16 protein-coding genes are annotated in these 17,719 nt (G+C 43.0%); 12 read left to right on the plus strand and 4 right to left on the minus strand.

What is annotated here, in order from left to right:
* The 3 genes from RTN07_RS00005 to RTN07_RS00015 all read right to left on the minus strand — a co-directional run.
* Nucleotides 1–853 (minus strand): FAD-dependent oxidoreductase (locus tag RTN07_RS00005; protein ID WP_312174595.1); only part of this gene is annotated, 853 nt, incomplete at its 3' end.
* 187 nt (nt 854–1,040) lie between these two features.
* Nucleotides 1,041–2,972, minus strand: coding sequence for a bifunctional protein-serine/threonine kinase/phosphatase (locus RTN07_RS00010; RefSeq protein WP_312174597.1), 1,932 nt, complete (start codon nt 2,970–2,972; stop codon nt 1,041–1,043).
* 132 nt (nt 2,973–3,104) lie between these two features.
* Complete coding sequence (locus tag RTN07_RS00015; protein WP_050323933.1) at nt 3,105–4,577, minus strand: MFS transporter; 1,473 nt, start codon at nt 4,575–4,577, stop codon at nt 3,105–3,107.
* A 486-nt stretch (nt 4,578–5,063) separates the two neighbouring features.
* Here RTN07_RS00015 and RTN07_RS00020 point away from each other — a divergent pair, with 486 nt between their 5' ends.
* The 11 genes from RTN07_RS00020 (at nt 5,064) to bfr (RTN07_RS00070) (ending at nt 15,225) form a co-directional block, all read left to right on the plus strand.
* On the plus strand, nt 5,064–6,389 hold the full coding sequence (locus tag RTN07_RS00020; protein WP_312174599.1) for an NAD(P)/FAD-dependent oxidoreductase: 1,326 nt from the start codon (nt 5,064–5,066) through the stop codon (nt 6,387–6,389).
* Nucleotides 6,390–6,428: 39 nt separating this feature from the next.
* Nucleotides 6,429–9,200 (plus strand): molybdopterin-dependent oxidoreductase, encoded by a 2,772-nt coding sequence (locus tag RTN07_RS00025; RefSeq protein ID WP_312174600.1) that lies wholly within the window; start codon nt 6,429–6,431, stop codon nt 9,198–9,200.
* A gap of 223 nt (nt 9,201–9,423) precedes the next feature.
* Nucleotides 9,424–10,083: a TonB-dependent receptor plug domain-containing protein gene (locus RTN07_RS00030; RefSeq protein WP_312174602.1), complete on the plus strand. Its 660-nt coding sequence runs from the start codon at nt 9,424–9,426 to the stop codon at nt 10,081–10,083.
* A 129-nt stretch (nt 10,084–10,212) separates the two neighbouring features.
* Nucleotides 10,213–11,310, plus strand: coding sequence for a porin (locus RTN07_RS00035; protein WP_312174604.1), 1,098 nt, complete (start codon nt 10,213–10,215; stop codon nt 11,308–11,310).
* A 42-nt stretch (nt 11,311–11,352) separates the two neighbouring features.
* Nucleotides 11,353–11,844: a winged helix-turn-helix domain-containing protein gene (locus RTN07_RS00040; RefSeq protein WP_312174606.1), complete on the plus strand. Its 492-nt coding sequence runs from the start codon at nt 11,353–11,355 to the stop codon at nt 11,842–11,844.
* Nucleotides 11,845–11,894: 50 nt separating this feature from the next.
* Nucleotides 11,895–12,395 (plus strand): IS630 family transposase, encoded by a 501-nt coding sequence (locus RTN07_RS00045; protein WP_312175382.1) that lies wholly within the window; start codon nt 11,895–11,897, stop codon nt 12,393–12,395.
* A gap of 238 nt (nt 12,396–12,633) precedes the next feature.
* A complete protein-coding gene (locus RTN07_RS00050; protein ID WP_312174609.1) occupies nt 12,634–13,299 on the plus strand; it encodes a MotA/TolQ/ExbB proton channel family protein in 666 nt (221 codons plus the stop codon).
* Between the two features lie 60 nt (nt 13,300–13,359).
* Nucleotides 13,360–13,761, plus strand: a complete 402-nt coding sequence (locus RTN07_RS00055) for an ExbD/TolR family protein (RefSeq protein ID WP_309596855.1) — start codon at nt 13,360–13,362, stop codon at nt 13,759–13,761.
* Nucleotides 13,762–13,837: 76 nt separating this feature from the next.
* Entirely contained in the window at nt 13,838–14,041 is a 204-nt protein-coding gene (locus tag RTN07_RS00060; protein ID WP_007116452.1) for a (2Fe-2S)-binding protein, read from the plus strand.
* 198 nt (nt 14,042–14,239) lie between these two features.
* Entirely contained in the window at nt 14,240–14,719 is a 480-nt protein-coding gene (gene bfr / locus RTN07_RS00065; RefSeq protein WP_312174613.1) for a bacterioferritin, read from the plus strand.
* 35 nt (nt 14,720–14,754) lie between these two features.
* Entirely contained in the window at nt 14,755–15,225 is a 471-nt protein-coding gene (bfr, locus tag RTN07_RS00070; RefSeq protein WP_312174615.1) for a bacterioferritin, read from the plus strand.
* 262 nt (nt 15,226–15,487) lie between these two features.
* Here bfr (RTN07_RS00070) and RTN07_RS00075 read toward each other — a convergent pair whose 3' ends face one another.
* Nucleotides 15,488–16,486, minus strand: coding sequence for a zinc-binding alcohol dehydrogenase family protein (locus tag RTN07_RS00075; RefSeq protein ID WP_312174617.1), 999 nt, complete (start codon nt 16,484–16,486; stop codon nt 15,488–15,490).
* Nucleotides 16,487–17,045: 559 nt separating this feature from the next.
* On the opposite strand from RTN07_RS00075, the gene RTN07_RS00080 reads away from it, so the two are divergent.
* The gene (locus tag RTN07_RS00080) at nt 17,046–17,348 is read left to right on the plus strand and encodes a putative quinol monooxygenase (protein WP_065253682.1); all 303 of its coding nucleotides are present in this window, start codon (nt 17,046–17,048) and stop codon (nt 17,346–17,348) included.
* Nucleotides 17,349–17,719: the final 371 nt, after the last annotated feature.

A 17,719-nucleotide genomic window follows, 5' to 3' on the forward strand; every position in this document is an offset into this window, starting at 1 on the left:
CACATTCACCAATGGCATAAATATTTGGCTCGCTCGTTTGACATGTGTCATCAATGACGATACCGCCACGTTCGCCAAGTTTTAGCCCAGAATCTCGTGCTATAGTATCTTCAGGGCGAATCCCTGCACTAAACAAAATCAAATCAGTATCAAGTAGCGTACCATCGGCAAATTGCATGGTTAAAAAACTGGCGTCATCGTCATGATTGTCGATGATTTGTTGGGTGTTTTTGCCTGTCAAAACGGTGACGCCCAAGTCTTCGATTTTCTTTTTCAGTAGCTCACCACCGGCAGCGTCAAGCTGAACGCCCATCAATTGTGGAGCAAACTCGACCACATAGGTGGTTAACCCCAAAGTGACCAAGGCTTTTGCGGCTTCAAGTCCGAGCAGACCGCCACCCACAACCACGCCACGCTGTACTCGAGAATTGGCGGCGGTGGCGATGATGGCGTCTAAGTCATCAATGGTGCGATACACATGGCAGTGGGCATGGTCATTGCCCTGTACTGGGGGTACGAACGGATACGAGCCTGTTGCTAACACCAATTTTTCAAATTCTAAGGTGTTGCCCTTGCTGGTGATAAGGGTTTTGGTTTGCGCATCAAAACTTGCGACGCCTTCACCCAAATGCAAAGTAATGCCCGCTTGCTCATAGTTTGCCAGATCCACTAAATTAAGCTGACTGGCGTCTTTATGTTCAAAATAACTGGATAAATAGACACGGTCATAGGCAGGGCGACTCTCAGCACTAAACACATGGATTTGGTAAGTTTGGTGTAGGCGTTTTTCAATCGCTTTTTCGATAAAGTGGTGCCCGACCATCCCATTACCGACGACGATAAGATTTTTCATGTATTTATCCCTTCTAACGAAACATTGGCTTTTTGACTAGGATAATGATTGGCTTTTGGCGAGTATTATCCCAAGTTTTTCTATACTGTTATATAAGCAAACTTTATGCCAATATTTAAATTAATTATAAATTTCAATGGGTTAAAATATATAGGTTAATTGTCTATTAAGAAAAATAACTCACATTTTAGTGATTTAACCCAACCAGTAACCAAGTGATGAGCAACAGCGCTGCTAATATGCCACTGACCAGTTGCCAAAATAGCACAGGATGTTTGTCAATCAGCGGCTGTTTGGCTTTATCGTCGGCATGGCTTTTGGGGTCAAGGTCGGTGAGAAAATCACCAATGCTCTGATAACGGCGGTTGCTATCTGCTTGCAATGCACGAATCAGCACGTCATTGACCCAAAATGGCAAATCCGCGCGCAATTGTCGCACGTTTTTGAACGCCAGTTTTTGGGTGGTTTGGGCGGTCATCGCAGTGGTCAAGGTATCGACATCAAACGGCTGTAGCCCTGTCAGCATCTCATAAGTCACCACACCCAGCGAGAAAATATCGGAATACACCCCTTTTGGTGCATCGCTAAAATATTCGGGGGCAATATAGTGCAAATCACCCACAGGCGGTGTATGTGCAGTTTTTAGGAGCAACGAGCCAACCGCACCAAAGTCAATGAGCTTGATATGACCCGATGGCAGCAGCATGATATTTTCGGGCTTGATATCTTGATGGAGTAGATAATTCCGGTGCATGGCTCGCAGCGCCATACCGATTTGATTGACAATAGCAAAAGTTTGGGCAACCGATAACGGCGGCTGAGTGTCGATAAATTCACGCAAGCTCATGCCTTGCAAAAATTCGGTGACATGGTACAGATATTGGCTATTTATTGGCTTGGGGTAAAATTTTAGTAAGCTTGGGTGATTGAGGCTTAACCCTATTTTTTCTTCTTTTAAAAACAGCCGTAAAAATCCGCTATCGTCTTCATAATAGGCAGATGGCACTTTGATAATACGCTGATTATCGGCTGTGTCAGCGGTGCTGTCGGTAGCCAAATACACGCTACTGCGTGGGGTGTTTTGCACCACTTTATCAATGGTAAAATAATCAAGCTTGTCACCGGCCGTCAGCACAGGCGGAATGCGTAAACGGGTAACCGCATGACGACTGTCTGTATGTTCAGCAAGGTCAGCTTTGTCAAAATCTGCATTCGCCAAAATTCTCGCAACTTTTGGTAAGACGGCTATCATCACGCAACTGACATTGTCATTACTGCCATTTTCCAATGCCACTTGGCACAAGGTTTCTGGCAAATTTTCTAAGTCTAGGGTAGTGGAATTATCCAGCGCCAACAATTTGCCCAATGCCGATTGGGTGAGTAACAATAATTCATCATCACCGATAAATTCATACACCCCATCGGTCATTATCAAAAACACATCTTCGGGCAACACATCAATTTGGGCAAGTTGTAATTCTACATGGGCATCTGCGCCAAGTGCAGCGGCTAAGGCGCCTTTGTCTCTCCCTCGTTTGTGTCTGTGGTCTTGGGTGAGTATGCGCAGTTTGTTGTGTCGTAGCCGATAGATACGGCTATCGCCCGTGTGAAATAACACTGCCGAGTGCTCGGATAATAAAGGCTCGGTAAACAGCAGCCCCGATAAGGTTGAAAGTAATTTGGGCAAATACCGCTGCGAGGCTGAATCAAAGCTGTCAGGGTGATCACTAAAATACAAAAAATCATTGATAATATGCACGCTTTTGGTGAGCATTTGCGCCAGCGTTTCGGCACTGTTGTTATTCAATGAATCGCTAGTCACAGGGCTAGTAACAGTGGTTGTTACCATGTCAGCTTGGTGCATGGTTAATTGGTCGATCAGCGTATCAATCACCCATTGGCTGGCGAGCTTTGGCTGTCCGCAGCTGCTGACGCCGTCAGCTAAAGCAGTGACTTGCCATGCAAGCTGAGCGGCGCTGCTATCCCCTGTTGGTACCAGCGTTTGCATTGTCAAGGTATCTTGATTTTCCGCTTTGCGCCCTGCATGACTAGCAGCACGGGTCAGCAGTTGCGGTAAGGATTGCAAACTGGGGGGATTTTGCTGAATGGCTTTTGACATGGGTTTTTCCTTACTAGCACGGTTGCTACGCATTGTGCAAAAATGAAAAAAGGGCATACACCCTTTTTTGCCTTACTAACTAGACTTCCTTGTCCGCTGGTCGACTGTTTTTTGGTTGGATTTAAAGAGCGATTACGCTATCGCAATTCGCTCAATCGTGCCATCTTCGTGCACCTCGACCATATGTCCTTGTGGCTCGCTCAGGAAGGTCGCGCCAATAAAGGCAATCCCTGCAAAAATCGCGAGGGTAATAAAGAATCCTGTTGGCGATACCATAGAGAAAATAGTCAAAAACAACACCCCACCTACGTTACCATAGGCACCCGCCATACCAGCAATTTGCCCTGTCATACGGCGTTGAATGAGCGGAACCACTGAGTACACTGCACCGCATGCTGCTTGCACAAATACAGAAGTAAGCAGCACGATTGCCACTGCACCCGCCAATGGTAACTTGGTCATTTGCGTCATTAGCAGATAACCCACCGTTTGCCCTGCCAATGCAATCATCAATACTTTACGACGACCGACCGCATCGGACATAAAACCACCGCCAGGACGAGCAAATAAATTCATCACCGCAAAACAGCCTGCAGTCAACCCTGCTAAAGTATGCGATACACCATAGTTGGTAATAAAAAATTGCGGCAACATCGACACTACTGCCAACTCAGAGCCAAAACATGCCAAATACGCCATGTCCAAAATCGCCACTTGTTTGAACTGATAACCATATTCTGGATTTACCGCAGGGCGAGATGTATCAAATAAATGCTTATTGACTGACCAGATTTTGATATATTGATAGACTACAAGCACCGCCACCACCGCATATGCCAGCATGGTTTGATTAGCAGTTAATAATTTTAATCCGCTAGGTGACAAACGCCACGCCAACAAAAACAAAATCGCATAAACCGGTAAAATCATCACCGCATAAAAGTAAAAGTCTGCCTTGTTTGATACTTCCAAGCCGCCTGATTTTTTTGGTTTAAAATAAGTCGCGCCTTTGGGTGTATCACTGACGCCACGATAAAAAATGACCGAATAAACAATCGCAATCACGCCTGTGGTAGCAATCGCATACCGCCAACCGTCTGCACCGCCATACATTAAGGCAAGAATCGGCATCGACATCGACGCTACTGCCGCCCCAAAATTGCCCCAACCACCGTACACCCCTTCTGCCGAGCCGACTTCATTGACAGGAAACCATTCTGAAATCAAACGAATCCCAACCACAAATCCTGCACCGACAAAACCTAGCAAAAATCGCCCAATCGCCAGCATTTGGAAACTTTGAGCAAAAGCAAACACAAAACACAAAAAACCGCTAATCAACAACACAGCACTATATGAACGCTTGGGGCCGTATCTATCGACCATCGCGCCGATTAGCAAACGAGCAGGAATGGTCAAAGCCACATTGAGCATCAAGATCGCTTTGACTTGTCCATCGCTCAAATGAAAATATTGTTTGATGGTGGGCATCAATGCCACATGAGCAAACCAAATTAAAAAGGTGACGAAAAAAGCAAACCAGGTGTAATGTAACACCTTGATACGGGGTAATTTCATAGCAAACAGCGGTAAACGTTGGGGCATCTGCTTCTCCTTTAAGTAAGCCTGTACGGTTCACGGTAACAAGGTAAAAGCAATATTTATGCCATTATCATAAGCTTTTGTTTTTACAATAATTTTTTTGAATGACCCATCAATTAGCTATTTTGCTGTGAAAAAACTTTCACCGATTGGCATAAATGATAAATTTGATGCTGTACTGCACTATTTTGGTAAGTAATCGCTAAGGTAAAAGAATAATGCAAATAAATAAGCAAAAAAATGTCTAAAAATATTTTAAAAACCCTCAAACAGTTATCTACAGTTAAAGAGGTTAAATTCAAAGAGTGGTCAACATCCATCACACTGTCCGACAAATAATAGCCAAAATTTAAAACACCATAAAAAACAGTAAAAAACAACGGTTTAAAACGGTTGGCATAGATTTTGAATTATCTAAAGGGCTAAATTCTAAAGTGCTAGATTCTAAAGTATTAAATATCGGGTCGGATAAGCAAGGTCAGCCAAATAATGCAACACACACACATTCTTATCATAGGGGCAGGGATGGCAGGGACACGCTTTGCCATGCAGTATGCCAAAAGCAGACTGAGTACCCACAGCGGACTGGGGATTGACAGCCAAGGCGAACAAAGTCGAGATGAGTTTGCCATCACGCTTATCAACAGCGAGCCATATGCAGGCTATAACCGTATTATGCTATCGCCTGTATTGGCAGGGGAAAAACGCTTCGCTGAGATTTATCTATTTTCTCAAGAGGAGTACGCCAACCATAACATCACTGTAAAGACAGGTTGCACTGTTAGCGATATCAATCTTGCTGCTCATCAGGTCATCACCGACAGTGGCGAAACTATCGGCTATGACAAATTGGTGTTTGCCACAGGTTCAACGCCATTTATTTTGCCATTGCCCAACCATACCGCAAAAGGCGTCATGGGTTTTCGTACTAAAGCCGATGTGGATGCTATGCTAGATATCGCAAAAAACAATCATAATGGCAAAAAATCTCCAAAATGTCTGGTTATCGGCGGTGGATTACTCGGTCTTGAGGCTGCTAATGCTTTGGTACAACAGGGAGCGAAAGTCACTGTGGTGCATGGGGCAGGCTATTTACTCAATCGCCAACTGGATAAAACCGCTGCCGATTTACTGCAAACTTACTTTGAAAACAAAGGTATTGAGTTTGTGCTCAACGCCAACTCCCAAGCGATTTGCGTGGACAAGGATAACCAGGTCACTGGACTGACTTACACGGATAATGTCGACACATCCATCCCTGCCAAAACCATTGACAGCGATTGCATTATCATGACTGTCGGCGTGCGACCCAATATTGCCCTTGCGCAACAGGTCGGTATCACTTGCGAGCGGGGGATTTTGGTTGATAACCAAATGCGAACCCATACCCCAGACGTGTATGCGATTGGTGAGTGTGTACAGTTTGACAACCAGCTATTTGGGCTCGTCGCACCTGTGTATGAGCAAGCCAATATTCTGCTACATACCTTAAACGAGCAGCCAGACAGCACCTCGCCCGTGTTTAGCATACAACCAACGGCAACCAAGCTAAAGGTCTCGGGCGTGGCGCTATTTTCGGCAGGTGATATCGATGTGAGTCACGACTGCGAGCAGTTGATTTATCAAGACCCTAGCCATAGCATCTATCAAAAAATCACCGTAAAAGACAACCGTATTTTATCTGCAGTGCTATATGGTGATGTACAAGAGGGCAGTTGGTTTTTTGAACTGATTCAAAATCAACAAGATATTTCAGCCATCAAAGATAAATTACTGTTTGGCAAAGCGTTTTGTGAAGAGTTGCTGGCGGGCTGATCTGACTGGTAGAAATCAAAAATAGTAAAAGGTTAACGTGTGACAACAACTATACAACATTTAGTACAACAAAAATCTCCCCTGACACAAGTCAAGACTACCTGTGCCTATTGCGGTGTTGGCTGTGGCGTGTTGGCGACGATTGATGAGAATACCCAACACGTCAGCATTGACGGTGATCCAAACCATCCTGCCAACTTTGGCAAATTATGCTCCAAAGGCAAAGCGTTGGGCGATACGCTCGATCGTGACCGCCGTTTGGCACATCCGATGATTCATGGCGAGCCAGTCGATTGGGATACCGCCACCGATTTTGTTGCTAAATCATTGCAACAGACCATTGATGAATACGGCGCCGACAGCGTTATGCTATATGTATCGGGACAACTGCTCACCGAAGATTATTACGTGGCAAACAAATTTACCAAAGGTTTTTTGGGTACCAATAATTTGGACTCCAATTCTCGACTGTGTATGTCATCAGCGGTGGCTGGCTACAAGCGAGCATTTGGCTCGGACACTGTGCCTTGTAATTATGAAGACATCGAAAACAGCGACCTATTTATCATTATCGGTTCGAATATGGCGTGGTGTCATCCGATTTTATTTGGTCGGTTAAAATCCAGCAAACAAGCCAATGCCAACAAAAAAATCGTGGTAATTGACCCGCGAGCCACTGACAGCACCGCGATTGCTGACTTGCATTTGCCGATTCGCTCCGGCACAGATACCCATTTATTTGTCGGACTACTCAATTACTTGCACCAAAACGGCTATGCCAATCACGATTATCTCAGGCATTGTGACAATCTTGCTGATGCGCTTGCAGCCAGTGACAGTTGGACGATTAAAAAAGTTGCCAAAATCTGCGGTGTCATCGAAAGTGATTTAACCGAGTTTTACCAATTGTTTGCCACTACCACGAAAACCGTGAGTTTTTACTCAATGGGTGTCAATCAAGCCAGTAATGGCACCGATAAGGTGAATAGCATTATCAATTGCCACCTTTATACAGGCAAACTGGGTTTTGAAGGGGCAGGGGCATTCTCAATTACAGGACAGCCCAATGCCATGGGTGGGCGAGAGGTCGGGGCGTTAGCCAATCTGCTTGCCAGTCATTTTGAGCTCAAAAACAGCGACCATCGTCAAACAGTAGCCAACTTTTGGCAAGCACCGACTAGTATTAGTGGTAAAGATGGTGTCAAGGCAACCCAATGTGCCGATGCTATTTTGGAGGGGCAAATTAAAGCGATTTGGATTATGGCGACCAATCCTGTGGTCAGTCTGCCAGAAGCAGACAAATTTGCCATGGCGTTACAGCAATGCCCACTGGTCATCGTGTCTGACTGCTCAAAAGACAGCGACACGCTCGACTTTGCTCATGTGGTTTTGCCCGCGCAAGGCTGGAGTGAAAAATCAGGCACGGTCACCAACAGCGAACGCCGTATCTCTCGCCAGCGCCGCTTAGTCACCCCATTTGCTGATGCCAAGCCCGACTGGTGGATAGTCAGCCAAGTGGCACAGAAAATGGGTTTTGTGGGTTTTGATTACACCCACGACTACCAAGTGTTTGCCGAACACGCTCGGCTTAGTGGCGAGAAGAATGGCGGTGAAAAAAATACAGATAGTCGAAGTTTTAATATCAGTCATTTAGCCAATATTAGCCAAAACGAGTATGATAATTTGGCACCGTTTCAGTGGGGTCAACCGCATTATTTTGGACTACAAAAACAAGACGCACACACCACTATCGGCACAACTTATACTGATACCCAAAAACTGCATTTTGTCACCGTTAATCCTGCGGTACCCAAGTCATTGCCTGATGAGCAATATCCACTAGTGCTTAACACAGGTCGCTCGCGTGACCAATGGCATACCATGACCCGTACAGGGATTGCCCCACAGCTCAATCAGCATTTACCGCACCCACTGGTTGCGATTCACCCGAGTGACGCCAAACCTTTGGGTGTACAAAATAACGATTTTGTGCAAATTAACAGTCCCAATGGTACTATCTTAGTGCGGGCAGATGTGACTGAAAAACAACGCCAAGGCGATGTGTTTATACCTATGCACTGGAATCAGCACTTTGCCGCCAATGCGCGTGTCGGTAAGCTTATCAGCAATCATCATGACCCCTTTTCACAGCAACCGCAGCTCAAGCACCAACCTGTCAGGCTGCAAAAGCTAACCATGCAAGCATTTGGATGGTTATTGATTGATAAACACTGTGATGAAAACCTGCTAACTTGGCTCGAATCGCCAGATATGACTTATTGGGTGCGTAATCGCCAGTCAAACAGTAGCCAGTATTTTTTTGCCATTGATAATCAGTCTGCGTTCATGACAACTTGGTTTGATAAGCAATATTGGCAACAGCAGTTAAGTGTATGGCTCAATCAACCAGCGCAAGCCTACAACTTTGATATTATCCATTATCAACATATTGATACCGATAACACCAGCCAAGATTTACGCCTTGCGATATTGCAAAATGGGCAAGTCCATGCGCTAGTATTTTTGAGCACCCACGAGCATAAACTACCCACCCATAACTGGCTAGATAGCCAATTTGGCACAACGCTCGATAGCCATACGCGTAAATGGCTACTAATGGGCAAACCTGCCACGGGTTTTATTGATACAGGGCGGATTGTTTGCTCTTGTATGTCAGTGGGTGAACATACCATTGTTGAGACAATAAAAAAATATCACTGTAAAACCGTCGTTGAGGTTGGTAAACATTGCAAAGCAGGCACCAATTGTGGCTCCTGTCTAGGAGAGATTAGCAAAATTTTAGCGGGGTGAAATTGTTATAACTTGTTGAAAGGATTATTGGGCGAACTTTAAGCCACTTTATAATTTCGCTTGATGTTGCCTGATTTTACTTGGTTACTTATTGATAACTAGCGTTAGATATTCGAAAAAAAAGGGAAATAATTGGAAAAATTAATTGATAATGATTATCATTTATATTATTATTCTTACCGCTTTGTAACGCTTCTCTTTTTTTATATATCTGAGTGATTTTATGAATACTGCCAATGCTAGTTTACCGCCGCGTGGTGCTTTGCGCTATTTAACTCTGTGTGTATTAACCACCCTTTATTCATCGTTGGCAATAGCGAGTGAGCCAGAACCCGTCACTACTTTGCAGACCATTACTTTTAATGCCCGTCAATATACCCCAGCAAAACAGACTGAGAACGTCCGCCATGAGACCTCAGTCAAGGTACAGCAAGCTGATTTACTCAATCAATATTTACCGACGGTTGCTGGGGTGAATGTCGGTGGCACTTCGGGGATGGATCAGCATATTTATATTCGCGGTTTGGGCTCAGACAATGCAGGCAGTGCCTTAAAAATCACCGTGGATGGGGTGCGCCAACCGGAAACGCGCGGTTTTAACCACTCCGGAATTAGTGGACTTGACCCAGATTTGTATAAAACAACAGAGGTGTCAGTGGGTAATAACTCGGTGACTTTGGGCAATAATGCCATCGGTGGCGGTGTGGCGTTTACCACGGTGGATGCACAAGACTTGCTACTACCTGATCAAAAAATGGGGGCAAAGGTTAAACTGGGCTATGCCAGTAACGATCAGCAATTTCAGCGAAGTCTAACGACCTATGCCAAACCCAATGAGCAATTGGACATGATTGTGTCTTATGGTGAGCTTGTCGAAGGGTAATGGTCGTTATGGTTCGACAGGCTCACCACGAACAACCTTGTTCACTATAATTCAGTTATGACTATATCTATACAAAAGAATTGCTACGCATCTGTGTAGTTTCACCTAGGATACTGTGGAGAAATCCTTATGAAAAAAATCGCTCTAGCTTCAGCTATCGCTTTAGCTTCAATCACTGCTGCCCATGCTGCACCGACTGTTTATGGTAAAGTATTTTTAACCTTAGATTATGTTAATACAGACTATGCTGCAGCTAACAAGACAGATGAAGACACATTTAAACTTACCTCTAATTCATCACGTATCGGTTTTAAAGGTCAAGACGATTTAACTGACACCACTAAACTTATTTACCAATTAGAATATGGTATTGATGTTGATGCTGATACAAATGGTAAAGGTCAATTTTACTCACTTGATACTTATGTAGGCTTAGCCCACAACACTTTAGGTACTGTACTAGCGGGACGTCATAATACCCCATTGAAAATTGCACAACACAAAGTTGACGTGTTTAATACTACCTTACTTGATATGAAAAATGCGGGTGTTTCAGGTGAATACCGTGCTAACAATGTGGTGGCTTATAAATCACCGACCATTGTTGGTATGCCAGTGAGTTTTATGGCAGCTACCGCATTATCAGAAACTGATGCCGACGGTGATATTCTCGTTTCCGCAGCATCTGATACGAAGCCTGCAGTCTATCGTGATAGAAAAGTAAAAGATAATGGTTATTCTGCATTATTAGCCTATGACAAAAATGGTGTTTATCTAGCCGGTGCTTATGACAAAGACATGGGTGCTAACAATGTAAATACTACTGGCGTGATTGATAATACGTGGCGTTTGGTTGCTGATCTAGATATGGGCAAAATGAATATGGTTCCTGGCCTAGCTTTAGGTGCTCTATACCAACAAAGCCAATACTACGATAATTATAGCATCGTTAACAACAACCGTGTTAACAAAGCCAGTGAAGATGAAAAATCTTGGCTGATTAGTGGTAAGTATAAAATCACCGATACCCCTTGGGCAGTTAAAGCACAATATGTTAATACCACTGACGAGAAAGGCGTAAAAGATGCTGATGTAAATGAAATCGCAGTTGGTGGAGAATATGCATTCAATAAAGCGACCACGGGTCATATTTATGCAGGGCAAATCAGCCGTGACAATAACAAAGATGACTTGATTGTAGGTACGGGTATTGAATACAAGTTCTAATATATCTAATACCAAACCCATAAAATATAGTATTATAGCTATATGAAAGAATCAAACCCAAAACACAGCCTAGATGATTATGACTTTGGCGAACTTGCCAAAACTGAAAGTAACGCCAGAGCCAGAACACGTCTTTACATCCTTCACCAATATCGCATTGGCAAACACAGCTTTGAGATTGCAGAAAACTTAAACATCAACATTGAAACCGCACGACGTACTCGTAGACGCTACCAAGCATCAGGGCTTGATAGCCTCTATGACAAACCAAGAAGCGGCAGAAACAGCAAATTGGCTCCAGAGCATATTGAGGCATTCAAGCAACTAATAGTTGACAGCCAAGCAAAACGCGGTGGCGGCAGACTGACAGGACAAGACATCCAAAAGCTTGCTCACGAGCATTATCAAGCAAGCTATAGCGTCAATGGCATCTACGAACTACTGGCTCGAATTGGTATGAGTTGGATAAGTGCCAGAAGTAAGCACCCGCAGGCTGACATTAACGCCCAAGAAGCCTTTAAAAAAACTTCATAGAGCAGGTAACTGCCATACTGCCCGAAGATACTAAGCTAAGCGATGTTGACATCTGGTTTCAAGATGAAACCCGGATTGGTCAGCAAGGTTCAATCACCCGAATATGGCATTACCGTGGTAAAAGACCGCGTGTAGTCCGTCAACAGCAGTTTATCTCGACTTACCTTTATGGGGCAGTATGTCCTGCCACGGGTCAAAGTGTGGGACTCATCATGCCTTATGCTAATGGCGAGTGTATGAAACGACATTTACAAGCAATTAGCCAAGCGGTACCCAAAGGTCGCTATGCGGTTGTGGTCATGGATGGGGCGGTATGGCATAAAGAGCGCTATAATTTACCAAACCTGACTATCTTGAAGCTACCGCCTTATTCGCCTGAATTAAATCCGATTGAACAGGTTTGGCAGTATATTAAGCAACACTGGCTATCAAATCGCTGTTTTGATAGTTATGAAGCTATTGTAGATGCCGCTTGTCAGGCTTGGTGTAATTTTGCTAAACAGGTGGCTACGGTTAAGTCGCTCACTGCTCGTCATTGGGCAGTGCTTTAATTATTGGGTTTGGTATAACACAAAGCGAAGATAAAAAAGTATGAGGTTTTAAAGTTACTTAATTTCAAAGCCATTTGATATCAAAGTTGCTTAATATTTTAAAGTGGGTTAATTAACGTGGTTTAATACAGTCACTTGTTAAATTAAGCCTAATTTTTAATATTTTTGTTGATAATGATTCTCATTTATACTAACATTTAGAGTTAGTTTTTATATTTATCGTGTTATAGGAATGATTATGGATTTTGCAAATTACTGGCAATATACAGATGTAGTAACCAAGACGTTATTTTTTGTGTTAATTGCGTTATCGATGCTGTCTTGGATTACAGGCATTTTACGTATCTTAAATAGCCAAAAAATTGCCAAAACAGTGTCGCAAGATTTGACCCAGAAAATTCACCAACAGCAAGCTCAACTTACTACCTTATCTCTAGACAATCAAAAATTGGTCACTGAGCAGCAGCTACTGCAACAGCTCAATCGCTACCGTTTTGCCAGTGAGCAGGGCTTAAATATCCTTGGTACGACTGCTGCCATTGCCCCTTTTATTGGGCTATTTGGTACCGTGTGGGGGATTTTTCATGCCTTAGATAGCATTGCTAAATCAGGTCAAGCAGGACTTGGGCAAGTCGCAGGACCGGTTGGGGAGGCTTTGATTATGACTGGGCTTGGGCTTGCGGTAGCGATTCCTGCAGTGATTATGTACAATGTCGTAGTACGAATCAATCGCAAAGCCATGCACCAAGCGAATGACACGGCGCATACCTTGCTTGCCAACGTGTTAATGAATTCTTCCAGCCCAGTTACGCAAACTAGTTTAGCCACCCAGCCCCATTTGCAAACCAGCTCGCAGCCCAAGCAACAAACTAACGCCGCTGACTTAATGCTGAAAAACACCTAACCTTGACCCAACGCTAAACAGATAAGCTAAACAGATAAATAGATAAACAGGGAATAACTTATGGCATTTCAACTCGGTGATGACGCTTCGACGGGCATGAATGAAATCAATCTGATTCCACTGATTGATATCATGCTGGTCTTGATGATTATTTTTTTGGTGACGGCAACGGTAATCAATCCCAGTGTGCCGCTAAATTTGCCCAAAACCTCAGCACAAGTCAATGAAGCCCCGCCCAAAGTGATACAAGTAAGCATTGATAAAGATGGCAAGATTTTTTGGGATGATACCAGTATCAGTTTGGCGCAATTAAACACGCGCTTTGCCGAACAAGGCAAATTAAGCGAGACCCCAAGCATTCAGCTACGCGTCGATAAAGACAGTCGATATGATACCGTCGCGCAAATCCTAGCAACAGCAAGCGAAAACAAGCTAACCAAAATTGCGTTTGTCAGTGAATAACCTGATTGAGAAAATTTTTATTGATAATAAGAATAGTTATCATTATTATATAAGAAAATTTATCAACGAGGTGCGTATGTTTGTGTGTATCTGTAATGCGGTCAAAGAAAGTCAAATCAAAACAGCCATTGAACAAGGTCATGACAGCTTAGAGGCGTTGCAAGCTGAGCTTGATGTGGCTACTTGCTGTGGTGGCTGTCAGCCAATGATTGAAGGTTATCTCGAAGAGTACGCGCAGAGTATCAATAACTATACGCACCTATTTATTGAAGTTGCCTAGTGTATTAATATTACCTAATAACCTGTTAGCGCACACACCCAAGCTCATTCATTAAGCTCATTAACTTAAATTAGTGCATGAGCGACTGATAAATATTGTAAATTATTTGCTGCGATGAATTGTTTTTAACGTCACTTTAATTTAGTATTTCAGATAATACCCAACCTTTGTTTCTGTTCATTTTTCAAGGATATACCCATGAAAGGCAGCCAAGCTGTTATTGATTATCTAAATTTCTTAATTAGTGGTGAACTGGGGGCTCGTGACCAGTACTTTATTCATGCGCAAATGTATCATGAATGGCATTATCCAAAACTTCATACGCGTATGCATCATGAAATGGAAGAAGAAAGCGATCATGCGCGTGCCTTAATCAATCGTGTGTTGATGTTAGAAGGCACGCCCAACATGAAAGTTGCCGATATCAACATCGGTCACGATGTGCCAAGTATGCTAAAAGCCGATTTGCAGCTTGAATATGCAGTTCGTCAACATCTCAAAGACGGCATTGCGCTTTGTGAGCAAGAGCAAGACTATGTCACCCGTGAGATTTTGGTCGCCCAATTGGTCGATACCGAAGAAGACCATGCGCATTGGTTGGAGCAGCAGTTAAGACTGATTGAAATGATGGGACTGCCCAATTATCTGCAATCTCAGCTCGGTGACATCTCTGAATAAGGCGACCAAGCAGCAAGGCAACTAAGGTAAACATTATGCAAGTCGATAAAGAAATTCTAAGAGCGCTAAACCAAGTTTTGGGTCAGGCATTGATTGCTATTAACCAGTACTTCTTACATGCGCGTATCGCCAAAAACTGGGGACTGAGTGAACTTAACGAAAAATTGTACCATCAGTCGATTCATGAGATGAAATGGGCAGATGACCTCATTGAGCGTATTTTAATGCTAGATGGGCTGCCAAACTTGCAAGAGCTTGGCAAAATTTTAATCGGTGAAAATGTTGCTGAAATTTTGCGATGTGATTTGCAATTAGAGTATCAAAAAACTGACATCATCAAAAATGCGATTGCTTTATGTGAGCAGAAAAGCGATTTTGTCTCTCGCAAATTATTGATTAAACTCAAAGACGGGAGTGAAGAGCACATTGATTGGCTAGAAACGCAGATGGAACTGCTGACCTCGATGGGCATCGAAAATTATACGCAAAGTTTATTAGAATCATAGCGCGTATTAGCGTGTCGGAATAACTACATGAACCATCAATATACCCAAGCCGCGTTTATTTCTGTCGTCTCTATACTGATGGCGTGGCTTATCATCATCTTAGTGGCAGTAATTTATTGATTGTCGTTTTAGTTGTCGAGTTTGGCATTTTGGCATAGCCAAGATGATGAGTGATTTCGGCTGGCAGTTTTCGTTCTGCCAGCCGTTTGGTGCGTTATTTTAAGGGGCTGTGTTCCCCAAGATATGTTCTACAAGATGCGTGTTAGAAACCTTCTAGTACAATTTTTCCTTTTGACTTACCTGATTCAAGCAGTTTATGCGCCTTCTCCAAGTTTGCCGCGTTAATGTTGCCTAGATTTTGGTTAAGCGTACTTCTAATTTTTTGCTGATCAACTAACTGGGCAACCTGTTGCAACAGTTCACCTTGCTTTTCAATATCATCGGTTTCAAACATTGAGCGGGTGAACATGAGCTCCCAATGGATAGAAATAGATTTAGTCTTAAACGGCATAATATCAAAGGTTTGTGGATCATCGATCAATCCAAGCTTACCTTGTGGTGCAATCAGAGAAACTATTTGCTTGATATAGGTGTCTGTATGATTGGTAGAGAAGACGTATTTTGGTTTTTCAATACCTAGTGCTTCGATTTGTTCGTTTAAATCTTTGCTATGGTCGATGACATGGTCGGCACCCAATGATTTTACCCAAGATTTCGTTTCTTCACGTGACGCTGTTGTTATCACGGTCAGATTTGTTTTTGCTTTTAGGAGTTGGATAGCGATTGAGCCTACACCACCTGCACCACCAATAATCAAAATACTGCCAACGTCTGTTTCTGAAATTTGAAACCGATCAAACAGCATTTCCCATGCCGTTATTGCAGTTAATGGCAATGCTGCGGCTTCTGCATTAGATACTGTAATGGGTTTTAGACTGATAATTCGTTCATCGACTGCTTGAAACTCAGCATTACTACCATCTCGGGTTAAATCGCCCGCATACCAAACACAATCTCCTGCTTTAAACGATTTAACTTTTGAGCCAACTTCGATAATTTCCCCAACGGCATCCCAACCTAAAATACGATTATTTGCTTCAGACGAATTTTTTCTCACTTTGGTATCAACGGGGTTCACAGAGATTGCCTGAACTTTTACCAGTACATCACGTTCCTTAAGCGTAGGCTTCGCTTTTTCAATATCTACCAATGAATTTTTAAAATCATCCTGGTTATTGATAACATACGATACGGCTTTCATAGATTTGTCCTTTTGTCATAGTATATTTAATAGCGGGTTAGTTTAATTAAATGCAGTGTTTTTAGTGTATTGCAGATAGGCTGGCTTGGGTCAGTCAGTCTAATCTGATAGAATTAATGAAAGATAGTCGATATTCTGAGGCTACGCTAGGCTAGGCTAGGCTAAAGGTGCAAGGTCAAGGGCGCAAGGTTAAGGATACAAGCTAAGCTCACATTTTGCGGCTGTGGTTGCGCGAATGTGTTTGCGCGAAAAATAGCCCTCGGTAAAATGCCGTCATTCATCGTTTTACCAGTGTACCCAATCAAGGGTAGCGAGTGCAACATCATTTACACCTTATCACTTATGCTTGTTTGTTATGGTTAAAGCAAGCATAAAGGAAGTAATATCAACCTAAAATTTAAGCGGATACAGACATTCCTTACAACTTAAAGCGCAAATGTTTATGTAACCTATATACAACAAAGCTATGCGCTAAAGCCGTTTGACATGGATATAACAGTGGTTTAGACTCAATTTTAATGCTAGTCAATGTTGGCTAGTCAATATTGGAGTATTAGTGATGGTTAAAACCGCTTTATATGTCCGTCTTGAAGCTAAACCAGGTAAAGAACAACAAGTAGAAGATTTCCTAAAAGCTGGTCTGCCTATTGTTAATGAAGAACCCGCCACAGTTGCATGGTTTGGTCTACGCCTTGGCCCTTCAACCTTTGGTATTTTTGATGCATTCCCTGATGAAGCAGGTCGCGAGGCTCATTTATCGGGCAAGGTTGCCGCCGCTTTGATGGCTCAAGCAGATGAACTATTTTCAGAGCCGCCTTCTATTGAAAAAGTAGATGTGTTGGCGAGTAAACTACCAGGTTAGACTGATGCTTAAATTCTCTAAAGCGCTGCCTGTCATTTGATATTCTAGATGATACGCTACGTAGCGTTTTATTGCATCAGTCTAGTTAAATCAGTCAACTAGCTAGTCGTTGATGCCGTTTTTTACCTATTTTTTATCATCACGCCTCGCTGACTAAATATACGTCAGAACGCTATTTTCTAAACTAGCCAATATCAAGCAGCCTGTAGGCTTAATTTCACACGTTTTGTCAATGCTATCAAGAATGCAAGGCTATTAAATAACAGCTACTCAATAATGGCTACCAGATAACAGCTATCAAATAACGGGTTAATTTGCTCGGTATTTTGCATTTTGCACATACGAACTATCGCTGTGCTCATGTAGCAATA

The sequence above is a fragment of the Moraxella sp. CTOTU46934 genome (assembly GCF_031979465.1).
Classification (GTDB): Bacteria; Pseudomonadota; Gammaproteobacteria; order Pseudomonadales; family Moraxellaceae; genus Faucicola; species Faucicola tetraodonis.